At 46.0% G+C, this 25,222-nt stretch carries 23 protein-coding genes; 15 read left to right on the top strand and 8 right to left on the bottom strand.

Annotated features, from left to right (window positions below; all coding sequences use genetic code 11):
- Window positions 1-106 precede the first annotated feature (106 nt).
- The 6 genes from eat to G395_RS0114985 all read left to right on the top strand — a co-directional run bounded on the left by eat (window position 107) and on the right by G395_RS0114985 (window position 5,685).
- Window positions 107-1,435 (top strand): ethanolamine permease, encoded by a 1,329-nt coding sequence (eat, locus tag G395_RS0115010; RefSeq protein ID WP_026630800.1) that lies wholly within the window; start codon window positions 107-109, stop codon window positions 1,433-1,435.
- 197 nt (window positions 1,436-1,632) lie between these two features.
- Window positions 1,633-2,367 (top strand): LytR/AlgR family response regulator transcription factor, encoded by a 735-nt coding sequence (locus tag G395_RS0115005; protein WP_026630799.1) that lies wholly within the window; start codon window positions 1,633-1,635, stop codon window positions 2,365-2,367.
- Window positions 2,368-2,789: 422 nt separating this feature from the next.
- The gene (locus G395_RS0115000) at window positions 2,790-3,278 is read left to right on the top strand and encodes a DinB family protein (RefSeq protein WP_026630798.1); all 489 of its coding nucleotides are present in this window, start codon (window positions 2,790-2,792) and stop codon (window positions 3,276-3,278) included.
- Window positions 3,266-3,967 carry an NRDE family protein gene (locus G395_RS0114995; protein WP_026630797.1) on the top strand — a complete coding sequence of 234 codons (702 nt, stop codon included), beginning with the start codon at window positions 3,266-3,268 and terminating at the stop codon, window positions 3,965-3,967. Before G395_RS0115000 ends, G395_RS0114995 begins: the two co-directional genes overlap by 13 nt.
- Before the next feature lie 18 nt (window positions 3,968-3,985).
- Complete coding sequence (locus G395_RS0114990) at window positions 3,986-5,029, top strand: ATP-grasp domain-containing protein (RefSeq protein WP_026630796.1); 1,044 nt, start codon at window positions 3,986-3,988, stop codon at window positions 5,027-5,029.
- Between the two features lie 5 nt (window positions 5,030-5,034).
- A complete protein-coding gene (locus G395_RS0114985) occupies window positions 5,035-5,685 on the top strand; it encodes a hypothetical protein (protein ID WP_026630795.1) in 651 nt (216 codons plus the stop codon).
- Here the strand turns inward: G395_RS0114985 and G395_RS0114980 are convergent.
- The 5 genes from G395_RS0114980 to greA all read right to left on the bottom strand — a co-directional run bounded on the left by G395_RS0114980 (window position 5,676) and on the right by greA (window position 10,166).
- Window positions 5,676-6,944, bottom strand: a complete 1,269-nt coding sequence (locus G395_RS0114980) for an exo-beta-N-acetylmuramidase NamZ family protein (protein ID WP_026630794.1) — start codon at window positions 6,942-6,944, stop codon at window positions 5,676-5,678. The two genes, G395_RS0114985 and G395_RS0114980, sit on opposite strands and share 10 nt — an antisense overlap.
- Window positions 6,945-6,960: 16 nt before the next feature.
- Window positions 6,961-8,013: a PA0069 family radical SAM protein gene (locus G395_RS0114975; RefSeq protein WP_026630793.1), complete on the bottom strand. Its 1,053-nt coding sequence runs from the start codon at window positions 8,011-8,013 to the stop codon at window positions 6,961-6,963.
- Window positions 8,014-8,129: 116 nt separating this feature from the next.
- Window positions 8,130-9,200, bottom strand: coding sequence for a M20/M25/M40 family metallo-hydrolase (locus G395_RS0114970; protein ID WP_026630792.1), 1,071 nt, complete (start codon window positions 9,198-9,200; stop codon window positions 8,130-8,132).
- A 53-nt stretch (window positions 9,201-9,253) separates the two neighbouring features.
- Window positions 9,254-9,565, bottom strand: a complete 312-nt coding sequence (locus tag G395_RS0114965; RefSeq protein WP_310588886.1) for a hypothetical protein — start codon at window positions 9,563-9,565, stop codon at window positions 9,254-9,256.
- A 118-nt stretch (window positions 9,566-9,683) separates the two neighbouring features.
- On the bottom strand, window positions 9,684-10,166 hold the full coding sequence (gene greA, locus G395_RS0114960) for a transcription elongation factor GreA (RefSeq protein ID WP_026630790.1): 483 nt from the start codon (window positions 10,164-10,166) through the stop codon (window positions 9,684-9,686).
- A 232-nt stretch (window positions 10,167-10,398) separates the two neighbouring features.
- Here greA and fmt point away from each other — a divergent pair, with 232 nt between their 5' ends.
- From fmt to G395_RS29480, 3 genes are read left to right on the top strand one after another with little or no spacing between them, the layout of a single operon-like run.
- Complete coding sequence (gene fmt / locus G395_RS0114955; RefSeq protein WP_026630789.1) at window positions 10,399-11,319, top strand: methionyl-tRNA formyltransferase; 921 nt, start codon at window positions 10,399-10,401, stop codon at window positions 11,317-11,319.
- A gap of 22 nt (window positions 11,320-11,341) precedes the next feature.
- Entirely contained in the window at window positions 11,342-11,839 is a 498-nt protein-coding gene (locus G395_RS0114950) for a dihydrofolate reductase (protein ID WP_026630788.1), read from the top strand.
- A 40-nt stretch (window positions 11,840-11,879) separates the two neighbouring features.
- On the top strand, window positions 11,880-12,668 hold the full coding sequence (locus tag G395_RS29480) for an alpha/beta hydrolase (protein ID WP_084439634.1): 789 nt from the start codon (window positions 11,880-11,882) through the stop codon (window positions 12,666-12,668).
- Between the two features lie 92 nt (window positions 12,669-12,760).
- Here G395_RS29480 and hslU read toward each other — a convergent pair whose 3' ends face one another.
- Window positions 12,761-14,158, bottom strand: a complete 1,398-nt coding sequence (hslU, locus tag G395_RS0114940) for an ATP-dependent protease ATPase subunit HslU (RefSeq protein ID WP_026630787.1) — start codon at window positions 14,156-14,158, stop codon at window positions 12,761-12,763.
- Window positions 14,159-14,380: 222 nt separating this feature from the next.
- Here hslU and G395_RS0114935 point away from each other — a divergent pair, with 222 nt between their 5' ends.
- The 5 genes from G395_RS0114935 (at window position 14,381) to G395_RS0114915 (ending at window position 22,006) form a co-directional block, all read left to right on the top strand.
- Window positions 14,381-16,663: a GH92 family glycosyl hydrolase gene (locus tag G395_RS0114935; protein WP_026630786.1), complete on the top strand. Its 2,283-nt coding sequence runs from the start codon at window positions 14,381-14,383 to the stop codon at window positions 16,661-16,663.
- 124 nt (window positions 16,664-16,787) lie between these two features.
- Window positions 16,788-17,783: an aldo/keto reductase gene (locus G395_RS0114930; protein ID WP_026630785.1), complete on the top strand. Its 996-nt coding sequence runs from the start codon at window positions 16,788-16,790 to the stop codon at window positions 17,781-17,783.
- 82 nt (window positions 17,784-17,865) lie between these two features.
- Window positions 17,866-19,032: a PQQ-dependent sugar dehydrogenase gene (locus tag G395_RS0114925; protein ID WP_026630784.1), complete on the top strand. Its 1,167-nt coding sequence runs from the start codon at window positions 17,866-17,868 to the stop codon at window positions 19,030-19,032.
- A complete protein-coding gene (locus tag G395_RS0114920) occupies window positions 19,029-19,439 on the top strand; it encodes a c-type cytochrome (protein ID WP_229204181.1) in 411 nt (136 codons plus the stop codon). Before G395_RS0114925 ends, G395_RS0114920 begins: the two co-directional genes overlap by 4 nt.
- Window positions 19,440-19,657: 218 nt before the next feature.
- Window positions 19,658-22,006 carry a TonB-dependent siderophore receptor gene (locus tag G395_RS0114915; RefSeq protein ID WP_051350177.1) on the top strand — a complete coding sequence of 783 codons (2,349 nt, stop codon included), beginning with the start codon at window positions 19,658-19,660 and terminating at the stop codon, window positions 22,004-22,006.
- A gap of 63 nt (window positions 22,007-22,069) precedes the next feature.
- Here G395_RS0114915 and G395_RS0114910 read toward each other — a convergent pair whose 3' ends face one another.
- A complete protein-coding gene (locus tag G395_RS0114910; protein ID WP_026630781.1) occupies window positions 22,070-23,530 on the bottom strand; it encodes a gluconokinase in 1,461 nt (486 codons plus the stop codon).
- Between the two features lie 158 nt (window positions 23,531-23,688).
- On the opposite strand from G395_RS0114910, the gene G395_RS0114905 reads away from it, so the two are divergent.
- The gene (locus G395_RS0114905; protein WP_026630780.1) at window positions 23,689-23,880 is read left to right on the top strand and encodes a hypothetical protein; all 192 of its coding nucleotides are present in this window, start codon (window positions 23,689-23,691) and stop codon (window positions 23,878-23,880) included.
- 55 nt (window positions 23,881-23,935) lie between these two features.
- Here the strand turns inward: G395_RS0114905 and G395_RS0114900 are convergent, their stop codons facing one another.
- Window positions 23,936-25,165, bottom strand: coding sequence for a metallophosphoesterase family protein (locus tag G395_RS0114900; RefSeq protein ID WP_026630779.1), 1,230 nt, complete (start codon window positions 25,163-25,165; stop codon window positions 23,936-23,938).
- Window positions 25,166-25,222 lie beyond the last annotated feature (57 nt).

Genomic DNA, 25,222 nt, shown 5'->3' with positions numbered 1-25,222 from the left:
TTCGAAATAAAATTCCAGCAATTTTACAATATTCAATAGTGATGAATGGCGTTCGGGGAGTTATAGGTTATATTGTATTGTTTTCTAACCTAGCAACCTTTCCTGCATGTCATCCGATCAAAACGCTGCGCTTAAAAAAGTTTTAAAACCAATACATCTTTGGGCCATCGCCGTCGGGCTGGTTATTTCGGGTGAATATTTTGGCTGGAACTATGGCTGGGGCGTTTCAGGCACAGTGGGTTTTCTGATCGCAACCCTGATTGTGACGCTGATGTATGTCACATTCATTTTCAGTTTTACCGAACTGACCACTTCAATCCCGCAAGCTGGTGGGCCTTTTTCATATTCACAAAGGGCTTTTGGCTGGCTGGGCGGCCTCGTCGCAGGTTACGCAACCCTCGTGGAATTCCTCGTAACGCCGCCTGCTATTGCGTTCGCGCTGGGAAGTTACACGCATTTCCTTTATCCGTCACTCGAAGTGCTGGACGTTGCTTTTGGGTGTTATGTAGTTTTTATTCTGATTAATTTACTTGGAATTAAAGAGTCGGCCATGTTCTCTCTCGTGGTAACATTGCTCGCTGTGGGCGAGCTGCTGATATACATTGGCATCGTAGCGCCCCATTTCTCTTACGAAACCTTTATTACCGAGCCGATGCCATTCGGTTGGCCGGGCGTTTTTGCTGCGTTGCCGTTTGCGATCTGGTTTTATCTTGCCATTGAAGGCGTGGCCATGGTGGCCGAAGAAGTGGAGGATCCCAAACGGACCATTTCACGCGGCTACATTTATGGGATACTTACATTGGTTGTACTGGCGCTTTCAGTAATGATTTTCACCGGCGGCGTCGCACACTGGCGACTGCTCAGCGAGATCGACTATCCGCTTCCCGCTGCGCTCGGCATCGTGCTGGGACGCGACAGTGCGCTTACACAGCTTTTTGCCAGTCTGGGACTATTCGGGCTGATCGCCTCTTTTCACGGGACAATCATCGGTTACTCACGGCAAATCTTTGCATTGGCCAGGGCGGGCTTATTGCCATCGTTTTTAGGAAATGTCAACGCCCGGTTCCAGACCCCACATTGGGCTTTGATCACGGGCGGACTCGCCGGGTGCGTGGCGCTGAAACTAGGAACCACAGATCAGGTGATTATTCTGGCCGCATTGGGAGCCGTTGTTATGTACATTATCAGCATGGCCGCACTTTTTGCACTTCGCCGCAAAGAACCCGGACTTGAACGCCCTTTCACAGTGCCGGCTTACCCCTATTTTCCACTGATCGCACTTGTTTTATCCGTTGTGTGCCTTATCGCGATCATTTATTACAATGTTCTGCTGAGCTTATGGTTTTTCGCCGGGTTGATATTGGTGACCATTCTGTACATGGCAACCGGCAGACATAAGGTGGTCGAAAAAGGCATAGTGGGAACCGACCATTGAAAATAAAAATCTTCGTTTAGCATCTACCGGTTACTAAATAGTTTCACAAAAATGGTCGCAACGCTTAACTAATTCGTATATTAAACTTGAATTCTTACTCAACGGTTATCTCAAATTTAAAACTCATAAAAACATTAACATTGCCCTTGCGCTAAATCCCTGATTTTAAAGCGCGGGTCTCCATTTTACAATCAAGAATGAACATTTTAATTGTTGAGGACGATCTGGTTATTGCAAAACATCTTCAATATCTTCTTAATGGCTTCGGTTATGAGGCGAATGACGTTGCAACAGACTACAATTCGGCCGTCGAGCTGCTGAATACCAAAGTTTTTTATCTTGCGGTTCTCGATATCAGTATCAATGGTTACCAAACCGGGATCGATCTTGCGCATTACATCCGGGAAAATTTCAAAATCCCGTTTCTGTTCCTTTCAAGTCATGAAGACATTGCGATTGTAAACGCCGCTTTGCAGGCTTCCCCGCACGCATTTCTTCAAAAGCCCTGTCAGAAAATCACTGTTTACACGGCGGTAAAGCTTGCTTTGAAAAACTATCGCCTTGCGGCTTTGGCTGGTGAGTCCAACCAGGAAGAGAAGCAAGATTCTACGGTCATTAAGGATGCGCTTTTCATCAAGGAGAAGCATATGTTTACCAAAATCCTGCTTGCAGACATCCTATATATCCGCAGCGACGACAATTATCTCGAATTGCACACCAAGAAAAAGAAATATACGATCCGGGAAACATTGAAAAACATGCTGCAGCAATTGCCTGCAAATTACTTCTTCCGGGTTCATAAGTCGTTTATTATCAACCTCAATGCCATTACATCCATCAATTACATTCATGTAATGATCAATGACATCGAGATCCCGATCACAAACGATAACAGGACCGAGCTGCTGAGCCGTGTGAAGACGTTCTCATGATTTCCGACCTTCACCCCGGAAAATGACTGCTTCACCCCAATTATTTGTCGGCAAGCTCACTACGAATTATTATTACACCACGTAAGAACCCTCTTCTATTATAACTATTAGTAGTTACCAGCAGCCTGAACTTCAACCTTTAATAAAAAAATTTGAAGTTCAGGCATCCAATTGATTTACAAAAACGTAAATGTTATAAACTGACATTTTTCTGCATAACATCGACCATTATGCGCCGATATAACCTAAACTAAATCATTACCATTAGTTTTTTTTATTTTAATATCGTTGAGAATAATTAGACATCCCCGGGAATACATTCCCTGGGATGTTTTGTTTTAATCTTATTTTAATGCGTGGAATAATATTTTAGAAGGATTTTTTAAAGGTCCTATTCCTAATTTTTAACTCCGCTTTTCAATATGCTCATTCAGGCAGTACGACACACTTTGGACGAAATCGATCATTTTCTCAGCCAAGTTTCAGCCGATCAGTACAATTATCCGTGCCCCCAACTCAGCGGTTCTACGATCGGGCAGCATACCAGGCACATTATTGAGCTGTTTGAATGCCTTATCAACCAATATGACGACGGCACGATCAATTACGACAGCCGTTGCCGGAACCCGCTCACCGAAACTTTGCCGGATTACGCCAGGGAATGTGTAGAAAAGGTCAGGAAGTCGATCAATAAGCCGAATAAGCAGCTTATGCTGGCGCAACGGATCGCGGGTGAGCACATTACACTTCAATCCAATTACCATCGGGAGCTGCTTTACAACCTCGAACATTGCATTCATCACCAGGCATTAATTAAAGTCGCTACCGTTGGCATGCGCGATTTGCAGGTCCACGAAAATTTTGGTGTAGCACCTTCCACCATTGAATTCAAAAAGCAATGTGCACAGTAACATACATTTGGGCAAATGGCAGGGCAATCATTACGTCCAACCGCGACGAACATGTGAACCGTCCTGCTTCCCTATCGCCGCAGTCCTATATGGTGCGCGTTAAGCGGCTCACTTTCCCAAAAGATCCGCAAGCAGGCGGGACCTGGTTTGCCACGGACGAGGCTGCCAATGTGGGCGTTTTGCTCAATGGCGCAGCAAAGCGGCACATTTCAAAAGGCAATTACGTAAAAAGCCGGGGGCTGGTTTTGCTTGATATCATTGCCGGATCTTCGCCGATCGAAACCTGGCATGCTTATAATCTGACGGGTATAGAGCCATTTACCATCATCTTGGTGCAAGAGGGAAAACTGTATCAGCTTCGCTGGGATTTCATACAAAAAGAGACCCTTGTACTCGATGCGACTGAAAACCATATCTGGTCATCCTCAACACTTTATTCAAAAGTAATACAGGAAGAAAGGAAAGAATGGCTGGCCGGTTTCCTAGCCGATAAGGAGGACATTGATGCCGAGGATATGAAGTATTTTCATATGTACGCGGGCAATGGAAATGAAGAAAACGGATTGATCATGAATAGGAACGATATCATGAAAACTTTCAGCATTACGCAAACAGTCATTGAACAAAATAAAGCAAAGCTCTTTCATTACGATCTGCTGGAAGAAGCGTCATTTCCAACCCATTTGTAAGTATTTAACCGTTCTTTTTTGAAAAAATTAGCACTCCTGCTTCATAAAGTAACGCATTGGGAATACTGGCCATTCGGCATCGTTTACATGCCGATGCACTTCGTCTGGTTTTATTACTCCTTCCGGGCGCGGTCTTTCTTTTTCTTCAATGCATCAAATCCAACCATCAAAAATGGTGGATTTCTAATGGAATCGAAAAAGGAAATTTATGATATCCTTCCCGCGCAGTACTATCCAAAAACCATTCTGGTAAGGCTTGGTGATATTTTTGAAACGGTTGTAGAAGAATGTGTCCGGGCCGGTTTACATTATCCGCTCATCGCTAAACCGGATATCGGAATGCGCGGAATGGCTGTGCAAAAGCTGGAAAGTGACGCAGATCTTGCAACGTATTTCAAGAAGGCTAACTTTAACTTTCTGATCCAGGAGTTTGTTGACTTGCCCAGTGAAGTGGGGATTTTCTACGTCCGCGAGCCGGATCAAAGCCAGGGAAAAATTACCGGAATAGTTGCCAAAGAATATCTCATCGTGACCGGTGACGGAAAATCGAGTTTGAGAAATCTCGTCGAAAGCAATCCGCGTTACCATTTACAATTGGGTGCACTTTCCAGAATGTATGGCGAAAAACTGCTCGACATTCCGGCACGCGGTGAACTGGTTAATCTGGTCCCTTATGGAAACCATGCGCGGGGTTCCAGGTTTATCAATGCAACGCACCTGGCAACGGACCTGCTTACGGAAACCATCAACAAGATCTGCACGCAGGTACCGCATTTCTATTATGGGAGGCTGGATATCAAATATAACACATGGGATGAGCTTGAAAAAGGACAAAACATTTCCATCATTGAGCTCAATGGCGCAGGCAGCGAACCCACGCACATTTACGACCCCGGACAATCCATTTTCGTAGCCTGGAAGGAAATTAGCAGACATTTCGGAATGCTTTTCAGGATCAGCATGCAGAACTACAAAAAAGGATTTCCTTTTCTGACATTTCAGGAAGGTCTGGAAATGTTCAGGCAAAACAGCCTGCACGTGCGGAAATTAAAGAACTTTTGAAATAAATGAGAAGTCTGAAAAATCTGGGCGTTGGATTCCTGGTCAGCTTAGTCGGCTCATTACCAATGGGCTATATCAACATTGTCGCACTTAAAGTGTTTGATACACAAGGCTTACCTGCGCTGATCTCCTTTTTGCTGGGCGTGGTGACCATTGAATTTTTCCTCATCCTGCTAACGCTTAAAGGCGCGCAATGGCTGCTTAATCATGAAAAAATCGTCAAAGCGGCGGAATTGCTTTCCATCATATTCATTGTGCTGATTGCATTATCCTTTTACACTGAGCCAGCGAATGCTTCCACGGGCGACAACATTTCAAAACATTTCCTGGTTGCCTATCCCCCGCTCGTGCTTGGGCTTTTTCTTAATGCGATCAATTTTGTTCAGGTTCCTTTCTGGACAGGCTGGAATGTTTATCTGATCAACGCAGCGCTGATCAATGTAAAGGGCAAACGAAAGTATGCTTACGTAACCGGCACATCGGTCGGAACATTCAGCGGCATCCTGGTTTTTGTGTTGTTTTTCCAACAGCTTTTTCAAAAAGCCTCGGGGTTCAGTTCCCAGCTGGCTTACCACTTTTTCCCGGCCATAATGCTAGTACTGGCTGCTTTTCAGGCATTTAAATTTTATAAAAAACATTACCAAAGTCAGGGATAGATCAGATATTTTTTGCGCATATCCTTGTAATTTCCCAGGCCGGGCTCCCAGCTTTTACGAATCTCTTCCTCAGAAACACCAGCAATAATCTGCTTTTTTAAATTTTCGGTGCCAGCCAATTTGTCGAAGTTGCCCATTTGCTTGCTTTGGCTCATGTCAAAAAACCTGGCTTTGTCGGGATAGGCTTTGTACATATCCATCATCCATGCGAGATTCAGTTTTCCTGATTTTTCGAGTTTAGCAATGTCGTATTTCCGCAGATCAAGCCCATAGCACTCCTGATCCATATGCAATGGCGATTCGCTCATTCCTTTGATGCTTTTCGGCGTAAAAACGAAATCGTATTTTCCTTTCAGTAACGGTGCGCCTAAAACGGTAAAGGGCATGTAAGTCCCGCGTCCCTGACTGATAATGGTGCCTTCAAACATGCAGATATGCGGGTAAAGCATTACAGACTGCTGGGTATTCAAGTTTGGCGACGGCATGACCGGCAATGTATATGGCGTTTGGTGGTCATAGTTGGCCACTTTAATGATCTTCAATTTGCATTGCATTTTGTTCGGCAGCCAGCCTTCGCCATTGATCATCTGCGCAAATTCGGCAATAGTCAAGCCATGCGAAACGGGAATTTTATACATCCCGATGCCCGAACGCAAATGATCCTCCAGGATCGGACCGTCCACCAGGAAACCATTCGGATTAGGGCGGTCCAGGATGAGCATTTCCTTGTTTGTCTCGGCGCACGCCTCCATCACATGTCCTAATGTGTTGATATACGTATAAAAACGAGCCCCAACGTCCTGAATGTCAAAGATCATCAGGTCTATGCCGGCCATTTGTTCCTTAGTAGGCTTCTTTTGCTTGCCATAGAGCGAAATCGCAGGAATGCCCGTTTTCGGATCCACGCTGTCGCTCACTTTGTCGCCATTGCTGGCCGTTCCCCGGAAACCATGTTCCGGTCCGAATATCATCACCACATTGACACCCAATGCCACCAGGCTGTCCACAATCGGCGTTTTCCCAATGATGGAAGTCTGGTTGACCAATATCCCGATCTTTTTCCCTTTCAGATAATCCAGATATTCCGAAACCTGATCCGCTCCTGTAACCGGTGACTTGGCAGTTGCAACCGGGTTTTTACCAACATTTAAAGAATCACCTTCTGTTATGGCAGGCGTCTTTTGTGAAGAAGAGTTAACGCAGTTGCTAAACAAGCAGATGCATAGTGTGAGGCATAGTAAGGTGGAAATTGATTTCATTGGATTCAGGATTAATTTAAAATAAGCGCATTTGTCCGGCCCGCATAAATTGCGTCGTATCGAGGCCTGGCAGCACGCTGTCCTTGAAATATTTACGACAGGCATGCGCGTGAAGCTGCCTGATATTTTCTGCAAAGTTACCTTCGCCAACCATTCTGCGACCAAATTGAGAGTCATTCAAATTGCCTCCGTGACATTCCGAGATCTGGTTCAAAACTTTCGCCGCGCGGTCAGGAAAGTGGTGATGGATCCATTCTTCAAACAAAGTAGAAATGGCACCATTTAGCCTCACAATCGTATAATTGGCCCATAATGCGCCGTTTTCAGCTGCCGCCTGCACAATTGCAGGAATTTCGTGATCATTTAATCCCGGAATGATCGGCGCCGTCATTACGCCCATCGGCACACCCGCTTCATGCAGGGCCTTCACAACCTGTAACCTGCGTTTTCCGGTCACAGTCCTCGGTTCTAAAGCACTGCGCAGATCTTCATTTAATGATGTGATGGAAATTGCGCCGTGCACCAAGTTGAGTTTTGCCAGCTTTTCCAGCACGTCCAAATCCCTGAGTACCAAAGCATTTTTGGTCAAAACACTCACCGGATTGCGATATCTAAGGCAGATTTCCAGCATTTGTCGGGTTAAGCGATATTTTTTCTCGCCAGGCTGGTAACAATCCGTGTTTCCTGAGAAATGAATGACCTTAGGCTCCCAATTTTTTGAATTGAAAAGCTTTTCAAGCAACTGAGGGGCGTTTTTCTTGACAATGATCTTTGTTTCGAAATCCAGCCCGGCAGAATAACCCCAATATTCGTGGGAGTTGCGTGCATAGCAATAAATACACCCGTGTTCGCAGCCCCGGTAAGGATTAATCGAATGAAAATGACCCAGATCCGGGCTATCCGTAACGCTGAGCAATGTTTTGGAATGCTCTTCGATAAACTGCGTTTTCGGATTCACCGCCGGTTCTTCCCACTGCTGCCAATCCTCCGATGTGTATTCTATTTCATGCTTAAAAAATTTGTTGTGGGTGTTAATAGCAGCCCCACGGCCCCTAGCCCTGTTGTTCATTTTTGGTTGATGTTCATGATTTGTTGATGAAGTCTTAGTTAAGTGGGTGTGCTTTTTAATTTTGAATGAGTGAATGACTGAATATTTTTTTCATTCACTCATTCAATCATTCAAAATTATTTTATATAACGAAAGTCCTCGTCTCCTTTCAAAGACAGCAAGACATCATACATTAATTGAATTACATTCTGAACGTCCTCTTTGTGAACCATTTCCACGGTGGTGTGCATGTATTTTAAAGGGAGTGATATCAATGCGGAGGCGATGCCTTCGGTTGAGTAGGCAAATGAATCCGTGTCGGTTCCTGTCGAACGGCTTACTGCCTGGCGCTGGAACGGGATCTTTTTCTCGTCGGCAATGCGGATCAGCATATCGCGCACATTGTTCTGCACAGCTGGTCCGTAGCATATTACCGGTCCGCCGCCGCTTTTCAGATCACCCTGCTCCTTCTTGTTGTACATAGGCGACTGCGTGTCGTGCGTTACATCTGTAACGATGGCCAGATTGGGCTTTAAACGACGCGCGATCATTTCCGCTCCTCGTAATCCGATCTCTTCCTGCACGGCATTCACCACATATAATGTAAACGGCAATCGAACATTACTCTCATGCAGCATCCGCGCCACTTCGGCTATCATGAAACCGCCCATTCTGTTGTCCAGTGCGCGTCCCAGGTAATATTTGTCATTCAATTCATCCAGCCCGTCTGCAAACGTGGCAACCGTTCCCACATGAATGCCCATTTCGAAAACTTCATCCTTTTTGGAGGCGCCCACGTCTATGAACAATTCATGCACCTTAGGAACAGAATCCTTTGCAACGTCACGAACGTGGATAGCAGGCCAGCCGAAAACACCCTTCACAACGCCTTTGGCCGTATGCAAATTCACCCGCATCGAAGGCGCGATGATCGCATCAGAGCCGCCGTTGCGGCGCACGTGAATGTAACCGTCATCTGTAATGTAGTTTACAAACCACGAAATCTCATCGGAATGTGCTTCGATCACCACTTTGTAATCCTGGCCTCCGCCAATGACGCCCACAGCCGTTCCATAGACGTCCACAATGGTGTCTTCAATGTAAGGCTTGATGTAATCCAGCCATATCTGCTGACCGCTTGCCTCAAAGCCGGTCGGCGATGCATTGTTCAGGTATTTATAAAGAAATTCTCTGCTTTGGTCAGACATATTTATCAAAATTACTTACTAAAAATGCTGTTAAACAACGCCTTAATCAGCGCTTAATGTTGTTTCAAATAGACCCAGAAAGCCCATAACCGTCTTTTTTTAAGATAATCCAGATCGGCCTGATGCTGATATGCCTCCCGCTCGAACGAAATGTGGAGATAGGCGAGATAATGTTTTTTGTACTGGATCAGGCGGACTAAATATTCGGCAAAATACCAAATATAAAAGAGAATCAAACCCAATTCAAGCTGTTGCCGCAAATGGATTTGCTCGTGGTTGATCAGGAAGCGGCTGCATGGTTTTTTTTTAACCAAAATGAATGGAAACAACGCCATACCCTCCACCCAAAGGAAAGAAACATTCAATAAAAACCCTTTGAACTTCATAGCGGCGACCCTGATCCAAACCAATTTAAAACAAAAATGTTGGATTGCGAATGGTCAAACATTCTCCAATCCAACATCCTATTTATGTCTTATGAAATTACTCGCTGAACCTGCTGATATCCAGGACTTCAAATTCCATCAATCCCGCAGGAACCTTAATTTCGGTTGTATCCCCTACCTTTTTACCCAGCAAACCTTTCCCGATCGGCGATCCCACGGAGATCTTGCCTGTTTTCAGGTCCGCCTCTTCTTCCGAAACCAAAGTATATGTCACTTCCATTCCATTTTTCCGGTTTTTGATCTTCACTTTGGAAAGCACCGCAACCTGCGAAGTATCAATCGATGATTCATCGATCACCCGCGCATTGGACATGATCTCTTCAAGCTTGGCAATTTTCATTTCATGCATTCCCTGCGCATCCTTCGCCGCGTCATATTCTGCATTCTCGCTCAAATCGCCCTTATCCCGCGCTTCTGCAATCTGTTTTGCAATCTCCGTGCGGCCTTTTGTTTTCATATCATTCAGCTCATTCCTCAGCTTATTTAATCCTTCTTCCGTATAGTATGAAATTTTAGCCATGACCTTAAATTGGTTTACAATCCTTTAAATTTTTGAAAGTTTGAATAAAAAAAAAGAACGGCTCTAAGACCGCTCTACAAGAGTTACAACACTCGTAGTAGAAGGCTAGAAAACCTTATCTTTTCGGTTCGTATATGATTTCGTCTGTATCATAATTTTCTGTTAAGAACGACAAAAATAACAATATTTGTAAATGGTATCACCATTTTTTATCCAAAAGCGGTAACAAACTATGTCAACCCCGTTAAGAATAATTTTCATGGGAACGCCCGAATTTGCGGTCCCGAGTTTAAAAAGTCTGGTCGAAAGCAATTCTAATGTTGTGGCTGTCATAACTGTTCCCGACAAGCCCGCAGGCCGCGGACAGAAGCAAACCGCATCGCCTGTTAAGCTATACGCAGAAGCACAGGGCATCCCCGTTTTACAACCCGAAAAATTGAAAAATCCTGAGTTTCTGGAAGAGCTCAGATCCTATAAAGCAGACTTGCAGGTCGTGGTCGCATTCCGCATGCTGCCCGAAGTCGTTTGGAGCATGCCACCGAAAGGAACATTCAATTTACACAGCTCACTCCTCCCGCAATATCGCGGCGCAGCACCCATCAACTGGGCCGTCATCAACGGGGAAACCGAAACCGGCGTCACGACATTCTTTATTGAAAAAGACATTGACACCGGAAAGATTATTTTCCAGGACAAGGAACCCATCCACCGGGAAGATGACGCGGGCTCTTTATATGAACGATTGATGGAAAAAGGCGCGAGACTGGTTGTAAAGACTGTGAAAGCCATCGAAGCAGGCAATTATCCGCAGGAACCGCAGGAAGAGCCCGCCGAAATCCGCACCGCCCCCAAAATTTTCCGGGAAACCTGCGAAATCGACTGGCAAAAACCCGCACAGGAAATTCACAACTTCATTCGCGGCCTGTCGCCCTACCCCGCCGCCTGGACCACCCTTAACGGACTGTCGTGCAAAATCTTCAAATCCAGCATCGTCGACTTTGAAGCCAACGACACCCCGGGCCAGTTCCGCACAGATGGCAAATCCTTCCTCCATTTCAAGACTGGAGACGGCTGGCTATCCATCGAAGTTTTGCAACTGGAAGGGAAGAAGCGGATGGAGATCGGAGATTTTTTGCGGGGGAATAGGTTGTAGCCAAATTTAAAAAAAGGACATAATGCAGATTTCAATCATCGTAGCCGTCTCTGAAAACGGCGTTATTGGAAAGGACAATCAACTTCTCTGGCGGTTGCCGGATGATTTGAAACGGTTTAAGCAGCTCACGCTGGGGCATCCGATGATCATGGGACGGAAGACATTTGAATCCATTGGGAAACCTTTGCCTGGGCGGACTTCTGTTGTGATCACGAGCCAGAAGGATTTTAATGCGGAAGGCATTATGGTTGCGCATTCGCTGGATGAGGCGCTGGACGTTGCCAGGAGTCCGGAAGAATCCGAAGCATTCGTGATTGGCGGGGGAGAAATTTATAAGCAGGCGCTGCCGCTTGCAGACCGGTTATATGTGACTGAAGTCAAAACAATAATCGATGGTGACACCTACTTTGAACTCACCGATCCGGGCGCGTGGAAAGAGACGGAGCGGATTGTGCGTGAGGCAGATGAGCGGCATAAATGGAAATTTGAATTTGTAAATTACATTAAACAAAAATTTTAATAAGTACCTTTGGGACATAACCCAAAGTGACTATCAGCAAATGCAAGTTTTAGAAGAAAAAACAGCACTATCACCTATTATTGAGGTGCTTTCAGAGACATTTGAAATTCCTCAGCTCAAAAAAAAGCGGCGTGTTCACGTTTTGCTTCCCCACGATTACTATGAAAACCAGGAGCAGCGTTATCCGGTCCTGTATATGACGGATGCGCAGAACCTTTTTGGTGAAGGCTCGCCTTACGGCAACTGGGAAATCGATAAAAGCCTGGCTGAACTGGCCAGGGAAAATAAAGCAGGCGTAATTATCGTGGCGATTGATCATGGGGATGAAGAACGCATCAATGAATTTTCTCCTTACGACAACCCGCGCCTGGGGAAAGGACTTGGCTCGCTATTCCTGCGTTTCGTTGCTGAAACGCTTAAACCGCACGTAGATGCCCATTACCGCACCAAGCCCGAGCGTTTGAACACGGGCATGGGTGGAAGTTCGGTGGGCGGATTGCTCAGCATTTATGCGGCGCTGATGTTCCCACACGTTTTCGGACGCCTGATGATCTTCTCGCCGTCGCTATGGATTTCGCAGAAGGTTTATTTTGACGCTATTCACTTTTTCGAGCCGTTTGAAACACGGATCTACTTGTACGCCGGTGGCAAGGAAGGCGCTAATATGTTACCCAACTTTGAAAAATTGCATAAGACGCTTGAAAACCAGGGTTTTGGTTATAAGCGTGTAAAAATCAAAAGTTCGGTCGATCCCGAGGGAGAGCATGAGGAGAAACAATGGAGCAAAGAATTCCCTACGGCTTTGAGATGGCTTTTTTTTGAAGAATAAAATCCTTGATCACATTAATTCTGATTGTATTAATATAGAAAAGGGAGAGCGGCACATTGGCCAGCTCTCCCTTTTCATTTGTCAATAGGCTATTATAAAATATATTGGCTCAGATCCCTGTTCTTCACCAGCGCAGAAAGCTTTTCAGAAACCAGTTCCGCTGTCACAACAATGTGTGAATCGGCGCCGATAACGTCCGGAATGTCGAACATAAAATCATTGAGTAACAAGCTCATCACCGTTTGCAAACGACGCGCGCCAATGTTTTCGACCTCGCTGTTCACTTCAAAAGCAATCCTTGCGATCTCTTTCAATGCGCCATCTTCAAACTCTAATTCAACACCTTCTGAATCCATCATGGCCACATACTGCTTGGTAAGGGCATTTTTCGGAGTTTTCAGAATTTGGTAAAAATCGGCTTCGGTAAGACTGTTCAGTTCCACGCGGATGGGGAAACGTCCTTGTAACTCAGGGATAAGGTCCGAAGGCTTCGCAACGTGGAATGCACCGGCTGCAACGAACAGAATGTGGTCCGTGTTGATCACGCCGTGTTTCGTATTTACGGCACTTCCTTCTACGATCGGAAGCAAGTCGCGCTGAACGCCTTCGCGGCTTACATCCGGGCCGCCGCCACCACCCGATCTGCTGGATGCTACTTTATCAATTTCATCTATAAAAATAATCCCCAGGTTCTCCGCTTTCTTGATCGCCTCCATCTTCACCTCATCCATATCGATCAGCTTGGAAGCTTCTTCGTCCAGAAGGATCTTTCTGGCTTCTTCGACGGTCACTTTACGTTTTTTTCCGCGCCGAGGCATCATGTTACCGATCATTTCCTGAATGTTCATCATCGAAACATCGTCCATTGCGCCGCCGATCATGCCAACATTAGGCGCCTGGTTTTGCTGCACTTCAATGTCGATCTTCCGGCTGTCAAGCTCGCCGTTGCGGATTTTTTCGCGAAAACGCTCTCTTGTCCGTTGGTTAAGCTCGGCATCATTCTCAGGCATCACTTCCGATGTGTTATTGTCTGGCTGAATTTTAACTGAGCTTGAACCATGAACGGGCGGGATCAGAGCATCAAGGATAATGTCTTCCACAGCCTGCTCAGCTTTGAGCTTTACTTCTTCTTTTTTCTGCGTCCGCACCATGCCCACAGCCTGCTCCACCAAGTCGCGGACCATGCTTTCTACGTCCCGTCCTACGTAACCTACTTCGGTAAATTTGGATGCTTCTACTTTTACAAATGGCGCATCCGCGATTTTGGCAAGGCGGCGTGCGATCTCTGTTTTACCAACGCCCGTCGCGCCGATCATTAATATATTGTTGGGAATAATTTCCTTTTGTATATCCTCCGGACTATTCATTCGCCTCCAACGGTTCCTTAATGCGATAGCAACATTGCGCTTCGCGTCATTTTGTCCGATGATGTATTGGTCAAGCTCGAAAACGATCTGACGCGGGGTTAGGCGATTTAAGTGTTCAGTCATGTGATTTAATATCGATACGTATTATTATTGGTTTTACTCAAAAAGGGCCATGTTTTCCGAAAAAAGAGGCCTTGCTTTCCAAGATTGCTGAAAAGAACTATGCCGGTACAAAATGTCATGCTGGCGTGTTTCGGGAAATCTTTTGCGCGTTTACATTTTGTACATAGCCTTCCATTACCTTTGTTTTCTCTTCAAGTTTCTGTAAAAAGATTTGTTTATAATATGAAAAAAATCCTGCAAGCCCTTTACATTCTGGTTGCAAGCACTCCTCTCCTTTTCGCGCAGACTCCGGCTGATAACAATCCCGTGGACCTGGTAAACCCGCTGATGGGAACGCAGTCCAAATTCAGCCTGTCTTCTGGTAACACCTATCCTGCCATTGCCCTGCCCTGGGGAATGAATTTCTGGATGCCGCAAACCGGCAAAATGGGCGATGGATGGGCGTATATGTATGACGCTGAGAAAATCCGTGGTTTCAAACAAACCCACCAGCCAAGTCCTTGGATCAATGATTATGGCCAGTTTTCGATCATGCCTGTCACGGGAAAGTTGAAAATTGACGAGGAAAGCCGCGCAAGCTGGTTTTCACATAAGGCAGAAGTCGCAAAGCCGCATTATTACAAGGTTTATCTGGCCGATCATGATGTGACCACGGAAATTGCGCCTACGGAAAGAGCGGCGCAGTTCCGCTTTACATTTCCTCAGGCCGACAGTTCATTTGTGCTTATAGATGCATTTGACAGAGGTTCTTACATTAAAATCATCCCCGCTGAGCGCAAGATCATCGGTTACACCACCAAAAACAGCGGAGGCGTGCCGGCTAACTTCAAAAACTATTTCGTGGTCGTTTTTGACAAAGCATTTACATTTTCCTCGGCATTTCATGGCAAGACATTGGCCAAAGACACCTTGGAACTGAAAGCCGGCCACGTGGGTGCGGTTGTTGGTTTCAAAACGAAAAAAGGCGAACAGATAGGATTGAAAGTGGCTTCTTCATTTATCAGTCCAGAGCAGGCGGAGCTTAATTTGCAGCGCGAAATTGCCAACGACAACTTTGAGGCAACCAAAGAAAAAGGCCGCAAAGCCTGGAACACGGAACTGTCGCGTATACAGGTGGAGGGTGATAACAAGGACCAGATCCGCACATTCTATTCATGCCTGTATCGTGTGCTTTTGTTCCCAAGGAAGTTTTATGAATTTGATAAAGCCAACAAGATCGTACATTACAGCCCGTACAGCGGTGAGGTAAAACCGGGTTATATGTTTACGGATAACGGCTTCTGGGACACGTTCAGGGCGGTTTTCCCATTCTTTACATTGATGTATCCGACGCTAAATGCGCACATTATGGAAGGTTTGGCCAATGCTTACGATGAAAGCGGTTACCTGCCCGAGTGGGCAAGCCCCGGCCACCGCGATTGTATGATCGGTTCCAATTCCGCATCGTTGATCGCAGATTCTTACATTAAGGGAATCCGTGGATATGACATTAATAAGCTGTATGAAGCTGTAATCAAAAATACCGAGAATGCCGGTCCGGTGAGTTCCGTGGGCCGTTTTGGTCATGAATATTACAATGAACTGGGTTATGTGCCTTACGACGTAAAAGTGAATGAGAACGTAGCGCGTACGCTGGAATATGCTTATGCGGATTTTTGTATCGCCCAATTGGGAACAGCTTTGAAAAAACCTCAGAAAGAAGTTGACTTATTTCTAAAGAGAAGCCAGAATTACCGCAATGTGTTTGATCCTGAAACAAAGTGGATGCGCGGAAAGATGAAGGACGGGCAGTTTCAAAAGCCATTTAACCCGTTCAAATGGGGCGATGCATTCACCGAAGGAAACAGCATTCACTACACCTGGTCTGTTTTTCAGGATGTGAAGGGCTTAATTGGTTTGGTTGGTGGCAGAGAAGCTTTTGTTCAGAAACTGGATACGGTTTTCACATTGCCTCCGATTTTTGACGATAGTTATTATGGTTTCCCAATCCACGAGATCCGCGAAATGCAGATCATGAACATGGGTAATTACGCGCATGGAAACCAGCCGATCCAGCATATGATTTACCTTTATAACTATGCGGGAGCACCTTATAAGGCTCAATATTGGCTGCGCCAGGTGATGAACAAGCTTTATCAGGCAGCGCCGGACGGTTACTGCGGGGATGAAGACAATGGTCAGACTTCGGCCTGGTATGTGTTCTCTTCCCTGGGCTTTTATCCCGTAACACCCGGAACGACGCAATATGTGATTGGCTCGCCGCTTTTCAAAAAAGCTACATTGACGATGGAAGATGGTAAGAAATTCACAGTCCAGGCTCCGGCATCGAATGATGCCAATATGTACATTCAGGGCGCTTCGCTGAATGGTAAAACTTATGGCAAGACATTCCTGGAACACGCCGACATCCAGAAAGGCGGAACGGTTCAGTTCAATATGGGCGCCCAGCCTTCCAAAACGTGGGGCGTGGCTGCGGATGCAGCGCCATTTTCGCTGACCAAATAGACGTTATTGCTTTATAACCTGGTCATGCACCAGAACAATTTTCAATTATTCCACTTTTTAGGTCTGGCAAACCGGGAAGTGGAATAATTATTTGACACAAACCAAAAAACTAAATCAATTCACAATGCAATACAGGAAACTAGGAAACTCTGACCTGGAAGTTTCGGTAATCACTTTTGGCGCCTGGGCAGCGGGCGGCTGGATGTGGGGCGGAACAGAGCGAAGCGAGGCTGTTAAGGCCATCCAGGCTTCATATCATGCCGGAGTCACATCCATAGACACCGCGCCGGTTTACGGACAGGGATTAAGTGAGGAGATTGTTGGAGAAGCGATCAAAGATCTGCCCCGGGAAAAGATTCAGATCCTGACTAAATACGGGATGCGCTGGGACCTTACGAAAGGGGATTTTGCCATGCATAGCAAAAACAATGCAGGTGAGGACATTGATATTTATAAATACGCAGCCAAAGACAGCATTATCAAGGAATGTGAAGACAGCCTGAAACGCCTCGGAACTGACTATATCGACCTTTATCAAATTCACTGGCACGACAAGACCACGCCGATCGAGGAAACGATGGAAGCCGTTTCGCAGCTCATCCACCAAGGCAAAGTGCGGCACGCGGGCGTTTGTAATTACGACGCAGCACTCATGCGCGAAGCGGCGCAATACATTGATCTGGTTTCAGATCAAGTCCCGTACAGCATGGTAAAGCGCGACATTGAGAAAGAATTGGTGCCTTACTGCATTGAAAACAACAAATCCATCTTGGCATACAGCCCCCTGGAACGCGGATTATTGACGGGAAAAATGAAGCCGGGCCACAAATTCGCCGCAGATGATCACCGTGCTTCCATATATTTTTACAAAGATGAAAACCTGGAACGTGTTAACGCATTCCTGGACAAAATCAAACCCATCGCAGTTACTAAAAATGCAACACTGGGCCAGCTTGTGCTTCGGTGGACGGTGGAACAGCCGGGCATCAGCATTGCGCTGGTGGGCGCGCGCGACGCGACGCAGGCATTGCAAAATGCGGCGGCGATTGATATTTTGCTGAGTGCGGAAGAAATTGATACAATCACAACGGAATTGGATAAACTCCAATTAGTTAAATAAGAAGGAAGGCCGCAAGGCCTTTCTTTTTGTTATCTTTGAAATGTTCACCACGAATTAAATCAGGCATATCTTATCCAACTTTATGAACAAAAACATTCCTTTCCTTAAAAAATATCTTCCTGTTGCATTGGGAGGTTTATTGCTTACCGCCTCTATCGGATTAATGAGTAACAGCGGTCTTGAACCCGGCAAACTCTCGGAAGCGAACCTGAAAGTGGACACAGTTGCATCAGGCCTTACCATGCCTTGGGCTTCTGCATTGTTGCCAAACGGCGATATGCTCGTTACCGAGCGCGGCGGAAAATTGCGGCTGGTAACAGGTGGAAAGCTTGATCCCCAGGAAATCACAGGCGTTCCCGAAGTCTTTTACAAAGGACAAGGCGGCTTGCTGGACGTTGCGTTGCATCCCGATTTCAAAACAAATGGCTGGATTTATATCAGCTATTCATCCCCGAAAGCAGCGGATGAAGAAGGTGAAGACGGCGGTGCCAACACGGCATTGATGCGTGCGAAACTGAAAGACCATGCATTAACCGACATCCAGCCATTATTCAAAGCCATCCCGAATGTGAAGGGAAGCCCCCATTATGGCGGACGCATTGTATTTGACAAAAAAGGTTACGTTTTCCTTTCCCTGGGCGAGCGCGGACAGAAACAAAATGCACAGGATCTTGGAAGAGATCAGGGCAAAGTGATCCGCTTGCATGAAGATGGCAAAATCCCAACCGACAATCCCTTCGTAAAAACGGCTGGTGCAAGACCGGAGATCTGGACTTACGGCCACCGCAACCCACAAGGAATGGTTATCCACCCTACTACGGGCGTGATCTGGGAGCATGAACATGGTCCACAAGGCGGTGACGAGCTTAATATCATCGAAAAAGGCAAGAATTACGGCTGGCCGCTGATTACTTTCGGGATCGATTATGATAACAGCATTATTTCAAAAGACACTGCAAGAGCAGGTCTGGAACAGCCGGTTGTTTACTGGAAACCATCCATCGCTCCTTGCGGAATGACATTCGTTACGAGCGATAAATTCAAGGATTGGAATGGCGATCTGCTGGTTGGCTCCCTCAAATTCATGTATCTGCAACATTTGGTTGTCAAAGGAAATAAGGTGATCAGTCGCGAGATTATTTTTGATAAAATCGGTCGTGTGCGGGATGTGCGCCAGGCGTGGGATGGTAACATTTACGTAGTGCTAGAAAATTCAGGCAAAGTTGTCCGCATCAGCCCAAAATCATGATGAAAAGTATTTTCGCATTAATAACGGTAGCGGTTTTCTGCTCGGCCATGTTGCCGCAGGACGATGAGCTTGCCAAAAGCATTGAGCGGGGCAAAATGGTGTATTCCGAAAACTGCATAAGCTGCCACATGGGCACCGGCGAAGGCGTAACGGCCACATTTCCGCCCTTGGCTAAATCGGATTATCTGATGAAAACGCCGGAACTGGCGATCAAAGCGATCAAATATGGGCTGATCGGCAAGATTAAGGTGAATGATGTGGACTATGATAACATGATGCCGAACCCGGGTTTGGGCAATGATGAAATTGCCGATGTTACAAACTACATTATGAACACCTGGGGCAACTCGTCCGAGAAGAAAATGATCACGGAGAAAATGGTTGACGAAATAAAGGAGAAGAAATAAATAACCAAAGCTTGATATAGAACAGGATCGCCATAAACGATCCTGTTTTTTTATTTTTATAAAACCGAATGCTAGCAACATAGCAACCAACATTACTATTTAAAATAAATCTAAATAAACGCTTGGTTCGAAAAAATTGCTGAACGATATTTGCCAGCCAAATATTATTTAGACCAATTTTAAATACAAGGCAAAGATTTTACTCTTTTATCCTGTTCATGCTTTGTGCAACTACTGTATTTGCACAAAATGGCAGAATTACAGGCCAGATACTCAGCTCTGACGGTCAACCTGCGGAACAGGTTTCGATCGGCATTAAGGGAAGCTCCAAAGGCTCCGTTTCCGATGCAGAAGGAAAATTTGCGATCGAAAGAGTGAAACCAGGCAGCTACACCCTGCTGGTAAGCTTCGTAGGACTGGAAACGCAGGAAAAACCGGTGGAAGTGGTTGCCGGCGAAACGGTGAATGTTGCTTTTACACTTTCGGAGAGTGCCAATCAATTGTCCGAAGTGATTGTAAAAGGCGGAAACCCTTACAAGTCCGATCAGGTGTCTTCGAGCTTGAAGCTGCTTACTCCTATTTTGGAAACACCTCAAAATGTGCAGGTTGTAACGTCCAAAGTTTTAGCCGATCAGCAGATCATCAGCATGAGCGACGGTTTGATCCGGAATGTAAGCGGCGCTACCCGCCTGGAACATTGGGGCGATTTGTATGCCAACATTACCATGCGCGGCTCTCAAATTCAGGCTTTTCGCAACGGGTTCAATGTTGTCAGCTCATTCTGGGGACCGCTTACCGAGGATATGAGCTTCGTGGACCACATTGAATTTGTAAAAGGCCCCGCTGGATTTATGCTCGCAAATGGTGATCCAAGCGGCCTTTATAATGTGGTTACCAAAAAACCAACGGGCGAAACCAAAGGCGAAGTGTCGCTTACAATGGGCAGCTTTGACTTTTACCGCGCAACATTGGACCTGGACGGGAAACTGGATAAAAGCGGAAAACTGCTTTACCGCCTGAACCTGGCCGGACAGAATAAAAACTCGCACCGCCCATACGAATATAACAACCGTTACAGCATCGCGCCGGTCATTTCCTACCAGATCGATGACAAGACGAAACTGACGGCGGAATACACCATGCAGTATGCGAAAATGTCTGATGTTGGCTCCTATTACGCGTTCACGACAGACGGCTACGCAACATTGCCAAGAAATTTCACGGCCATGCCTCCGGGACTGGACCCTACCAAAATTAAAGACCAGAGCATGTATGTAAATCTGCAACACCAGATCAACAGCGACTGGAAAGTTACTGCGCAAGTTGCTTATTTTAATTATCAGCAAACAGGTTCCAGCATGTGGCCCGACTCGGTGAGCACGGATGCGCGACTGGTTCGCGGTGTGGGAATCTGGGATGCAAAAAGTGAAATGACCCTTGCTCAGGCGTTTGTCAATGGTTCGGTAACGACGGGCGGTGTGCAGCACAGAATTTTGGGCGGTATCGACATTGGAACAAAAAATTACTTTGCAGATTGGGCGCAATCGCACCCATTGGATACGCTAGGCGGCTTATTTAACCCGCGTAACCCGTCTTACGGAAGACCCAATAACGGATACCCGGTGTGGGATCGCACGCTTAACCTCGAAGCGAGAGCTGTCATCGGCGGTGGAACAATGGATCAGAAATACACCGGGTTGTATTTACAGGATGAACTGGGCTTCATTGATAACAAGATCAGGCTGACATTGGCCGGGCGCTACACGCATGTAAGCCAGTCTGCCTGGGGCGGATCACCAGATAAAGCGAGCCATTTTACACCCAGAGTTGGATTGAGTATTTCGGTGGACAAAAATACCTCGGTTTATGCCTTGTATGATGAAGCATTTTTGCCACAATCCGGAAAATTGCGTGATGGCAAAGCGGCCAAACCGATCACCGGAAGCAACCGCGAGCTTGGTTTGAAAAGAGATTGGGCAGATGGTCGCTGGAATACAACATTATCGGTTTACCGGATTGTAAAAAATAACGAAGTGACAGCAGATCCTTTGAGCCCGCCAAACGCTGGCATAAGTGTTGTTTTAGGTCAAAAGCGTGCGCAGGGAGTTGAATTCGACATTCGTGGAACCATCACGAAAGGACTGAACCTGACTGCAAACTACGCTTACACGAATTCGGAAGTCACAAAAGTAACCGAGGGGATTCAGACAATTAAAGTTGGGGACATTATCCCGGGATTTGCCAAGCATAATGTGAATAGCTGGCTTAGCTATAAACTCCAACAAGGTGCTTTAAAAGGCGTCGGGCTTTCGGGTGGATTTACTTACCTGATCGACCGTGCTACGTCCAACTGGAGCACGACCAACAGTGAGCAAAACTTACCGAATTATTTCAAGCTGGACGGCGGACTTTTCTGGGAGAAAGATAAGATCAGGCTTACACTGAACGTGTTTAATGTTCTGGATGAATATCTGTACAGTGGAAGTTATTACAGCTATCTGAATGCATATTACACGCAATCGGAAGCGCCAAGAAACTATCGTCTGGGATTGACCTATAAGTTCTGAGATCCCTGTTGAACATTTTATCGGGCATTCAGCGATTATCTCCTGAATGCCCTTTTTTATTTTTCAGACTGCATGGGCTAGCATTAACCGTGCTCCTTTTACAAATTTATCGCTCAACACGTCATAGTATTTATGCACTTTTGCATTCGGATCAAACTCGTGACCAACCGTTGTAAAGGCCTTCATATCAGCATAATGCTCAAAAATACCGAGGGCTTTCAATCCCATCATAGCAGCGCCCACTGCTCCGGTTTCAACCGTTTCGTTTAATTTCACTTCTTTCCCGAAAACATCTGAAAGCATTTGCACCCAGATCGGGCTGCGCGCAAAACCGCCGTTGGCGTAGATCATATTAACCTTTTGCATTTCCATCAGGATTTTACCAATTCCGAAGAGATTTAGTAAAATGCCTTCCATAACCGCCTTGGCGAAATGTGACCGCGTGTGCTGAATATCAAGTCCGGTGAACCCGCCACGCACGGTAGAACTCCAGAGCGGCGCGCGCTCGCCCAGCAGATAAGGGTAGAAAAGCAGTCCGTTAGCGCCTGCCTCTATTTTCGAAGCTTCCTCAAAAACAGTGTCAAATTCCTCTTTGGGAAAAAATGTATTCATTAACCATTCAAAAATGACTGCCCCATTATTGGAAGGACCTCCTATAATGAATGTATGCTCATCCAGGACATAGCAGAACGTCTGCATTTGAGGATCTGAATATGGTTTATCAAAACAGATCCTTACTGCTGCGCTTGTGCCGATGGTAACGGCCATGGTGCCTGTCTGAACCGCTCCGCTGCCCAGGTTGGCCAGGCAACCATCGCTGGCGCCCATGATCAGCGCTGTTCCTCCGGGTAAACCCGCATCGTTTTTCGCGGGCGTTTCTTCAATGTGATAGGGAGAAACTGCGGTCGATAATTTTTCGGCCGTCAAACCCAGCTTTTTGAGTGTGTAAGCATCCCATTGCAATTCCCGGATATTGAACATTCCCGTGGCAGATGCGACCGAGTAGTCAATGACAAATTTGCCCGTCAGCCGATAAATAATGTATTCTTTTATGCCGACAAAACGGTTTGTCTTTTTATAGATCTGCGGTTCATGCTTCCTGAGCCATAGTAACTTACACACCGGCGTCATGGCGTGAACAGGCGTTCCGTTGTTGTAATAGATTTTTTTTCCGACCTTGGAAGTGCGTAGCTTGAGTGCAATGTCGGAGCTGCGGTTATCGGCCCAAATGATAAGTTGCGTAAGCTGCTTTCCATCCTTATCCAATGCCAGCACGCCATGCATGGCTGCACTGAAACTGATGCCCAGCAATTTATGCCGCCCCGCGCAAGCTTTCACAACGGTTTTGATGGTTTTGCAGGCCGCATCATAAATTTCATCCGGGTTCTGCTCGCTCCAGTCCGGGTGCGGATGGTACATTTCATAACTTTCACTGTGTGAGGCCAGAATATTGCCTTTCACGGAATCGAAAGCAACACATTTTACATTTGTTGTACCAATATCACAACCTATGATGTAGGGCATTTTGTTAAATTTAGAAGGCATTGACGGGCAAAAACCAAGTCAGGCAGCCCGATTATTTAATTAAAACAAATCAAAAAATCTGAAATCTTGCCAACAACTTGGCACGGATTTGTTATTTTCGCAGAAATAAACGCATTAAGATTTTTATACATCCGACCATGTCCGATACAACACATAACGAATCCAGTTCACTTTCAAGCGGAGTTTACATCGCAGCATTTATCATTCTATTCCTTGTGCTGGCTGTACTTGCTGATCTGTTTACCTTTATTTTGGGAACAATCGGACTGGTTGTGACATTCGCAGCTTTTTACAAAGATAACAGCCACCACGGCGACGATCACCACTGATATTTCTGAGCTGATCAATCGCTAATCCGAGCTGATTTATCATTGCACAAAGATTTTAACGAACGGCCATTTCGGGCATGGATTGTAATATTTTCCATTCCAATTGGCCGTTTGTCCTGTCCGTAGTCCAGGATTCTTCAAATACACATTGATCCTCCAAGTCGCGATATTCCGCAGTAACGACATTGCCTTTCAATAACAATCGCACAAAGCCATTGTAACCGAGTTGATGTCGTTTAATTACTTTTCGAACCCTGCGATCATAATAACCTATTTTTCCCAGGTCTTTTCCTATCGGCATTGCCGTTTCGACAGGTAAGCCACCGTGACCAATGCAACGCCCATAAGCCTCGGGGCCCTTCCCGTTTGTGCCCCGGTTGTACAAAACCAGCCTGTGATCATGTCCCCAGAACCAAACAATCGGCCGTACGACATTCCCCATCAGCTCACGAATTTGCTCGCCAGGCTTCGCATAATCCTCCCTGAATGATGATATATATGGATGATGACTTAGAAAAACAATCCCTCTTTTATCTTCCGGGTTCCCTAACTGAACCACATCTCTGAGCCAAGCCACTTGTTCGTCCTTTAAATGGCAATCGGGAGGCGAAAGGATTTCAACAAACGGCCTGCCAACCGATGTGTAACCCGTATCGATCCCTATAATGCGCCAACATTCGTTTTCGAGACAAAAGAACCCGGCTTGTTGCGATTTTTTCACATCCCCTTCCTGAATGTACATAGCAGGCAAAAGGTGCTGAAAAAAGGCATTTCCATTGGAATACATTTCATGGTTGCCCGATAAAGCCAAACTTCCCGATGCGCCGTAATACCAGGAAGCATGCGGAGCGGTGAAATTGTCTTCAATCTCTTTTGGCGCACCTACGAAGTAGATATCACCCATATGTATCGTATAATCAGGCGCGTAGCGGGCAACCAGATGCGCGACTGCATCAGACTCCGCCGTATCGCTGGCCCAATCCGACAGCAATGCAATGCTTATCTCATCCCTCGACGGAATGGAAGAATTCAACTTGTAAACGCCCGTGTCGCCATTTCTGGGATAAGCCTGGTAAGGATGCCGCGGCCCGAAACGGCTTTTCAAATAGTGCCAGGCAAAGCCAAGTAGATTGGTTTTGAAGAAGTTAGAAACAACATTGGTTGCACTGGAAGTATTCTTAACGTGCTTTTCGTAAAGTTCAAGTTGGGTTTTTGCGTGATTTTCGGCTTCGCTGTGACCAAGGTCCAGATACTTTTTGGTTCGGTCTTCTGCTGACTCGGGCATATGTAATTCGATATTCGGATGTTAACCGGTAAATAAAATGATTATTGATTACCTTTC

Origin of the sequence: Dyadobacter alkalitolerans DSM 23607 (assembly GCF_000428845.1) — a bacterium.
In the GTDB taxonomy this organism is placed as follows: domain Bacteria; phylum Bacteroidota; class Bacteroidia; order Cytophagales; family Spirosomataceae; genus Dyadobacter; species Dyadobacter alkalitolerans.
This window is presented reverse-complemented; position numbering and strand designations above follow the sequence as displayed.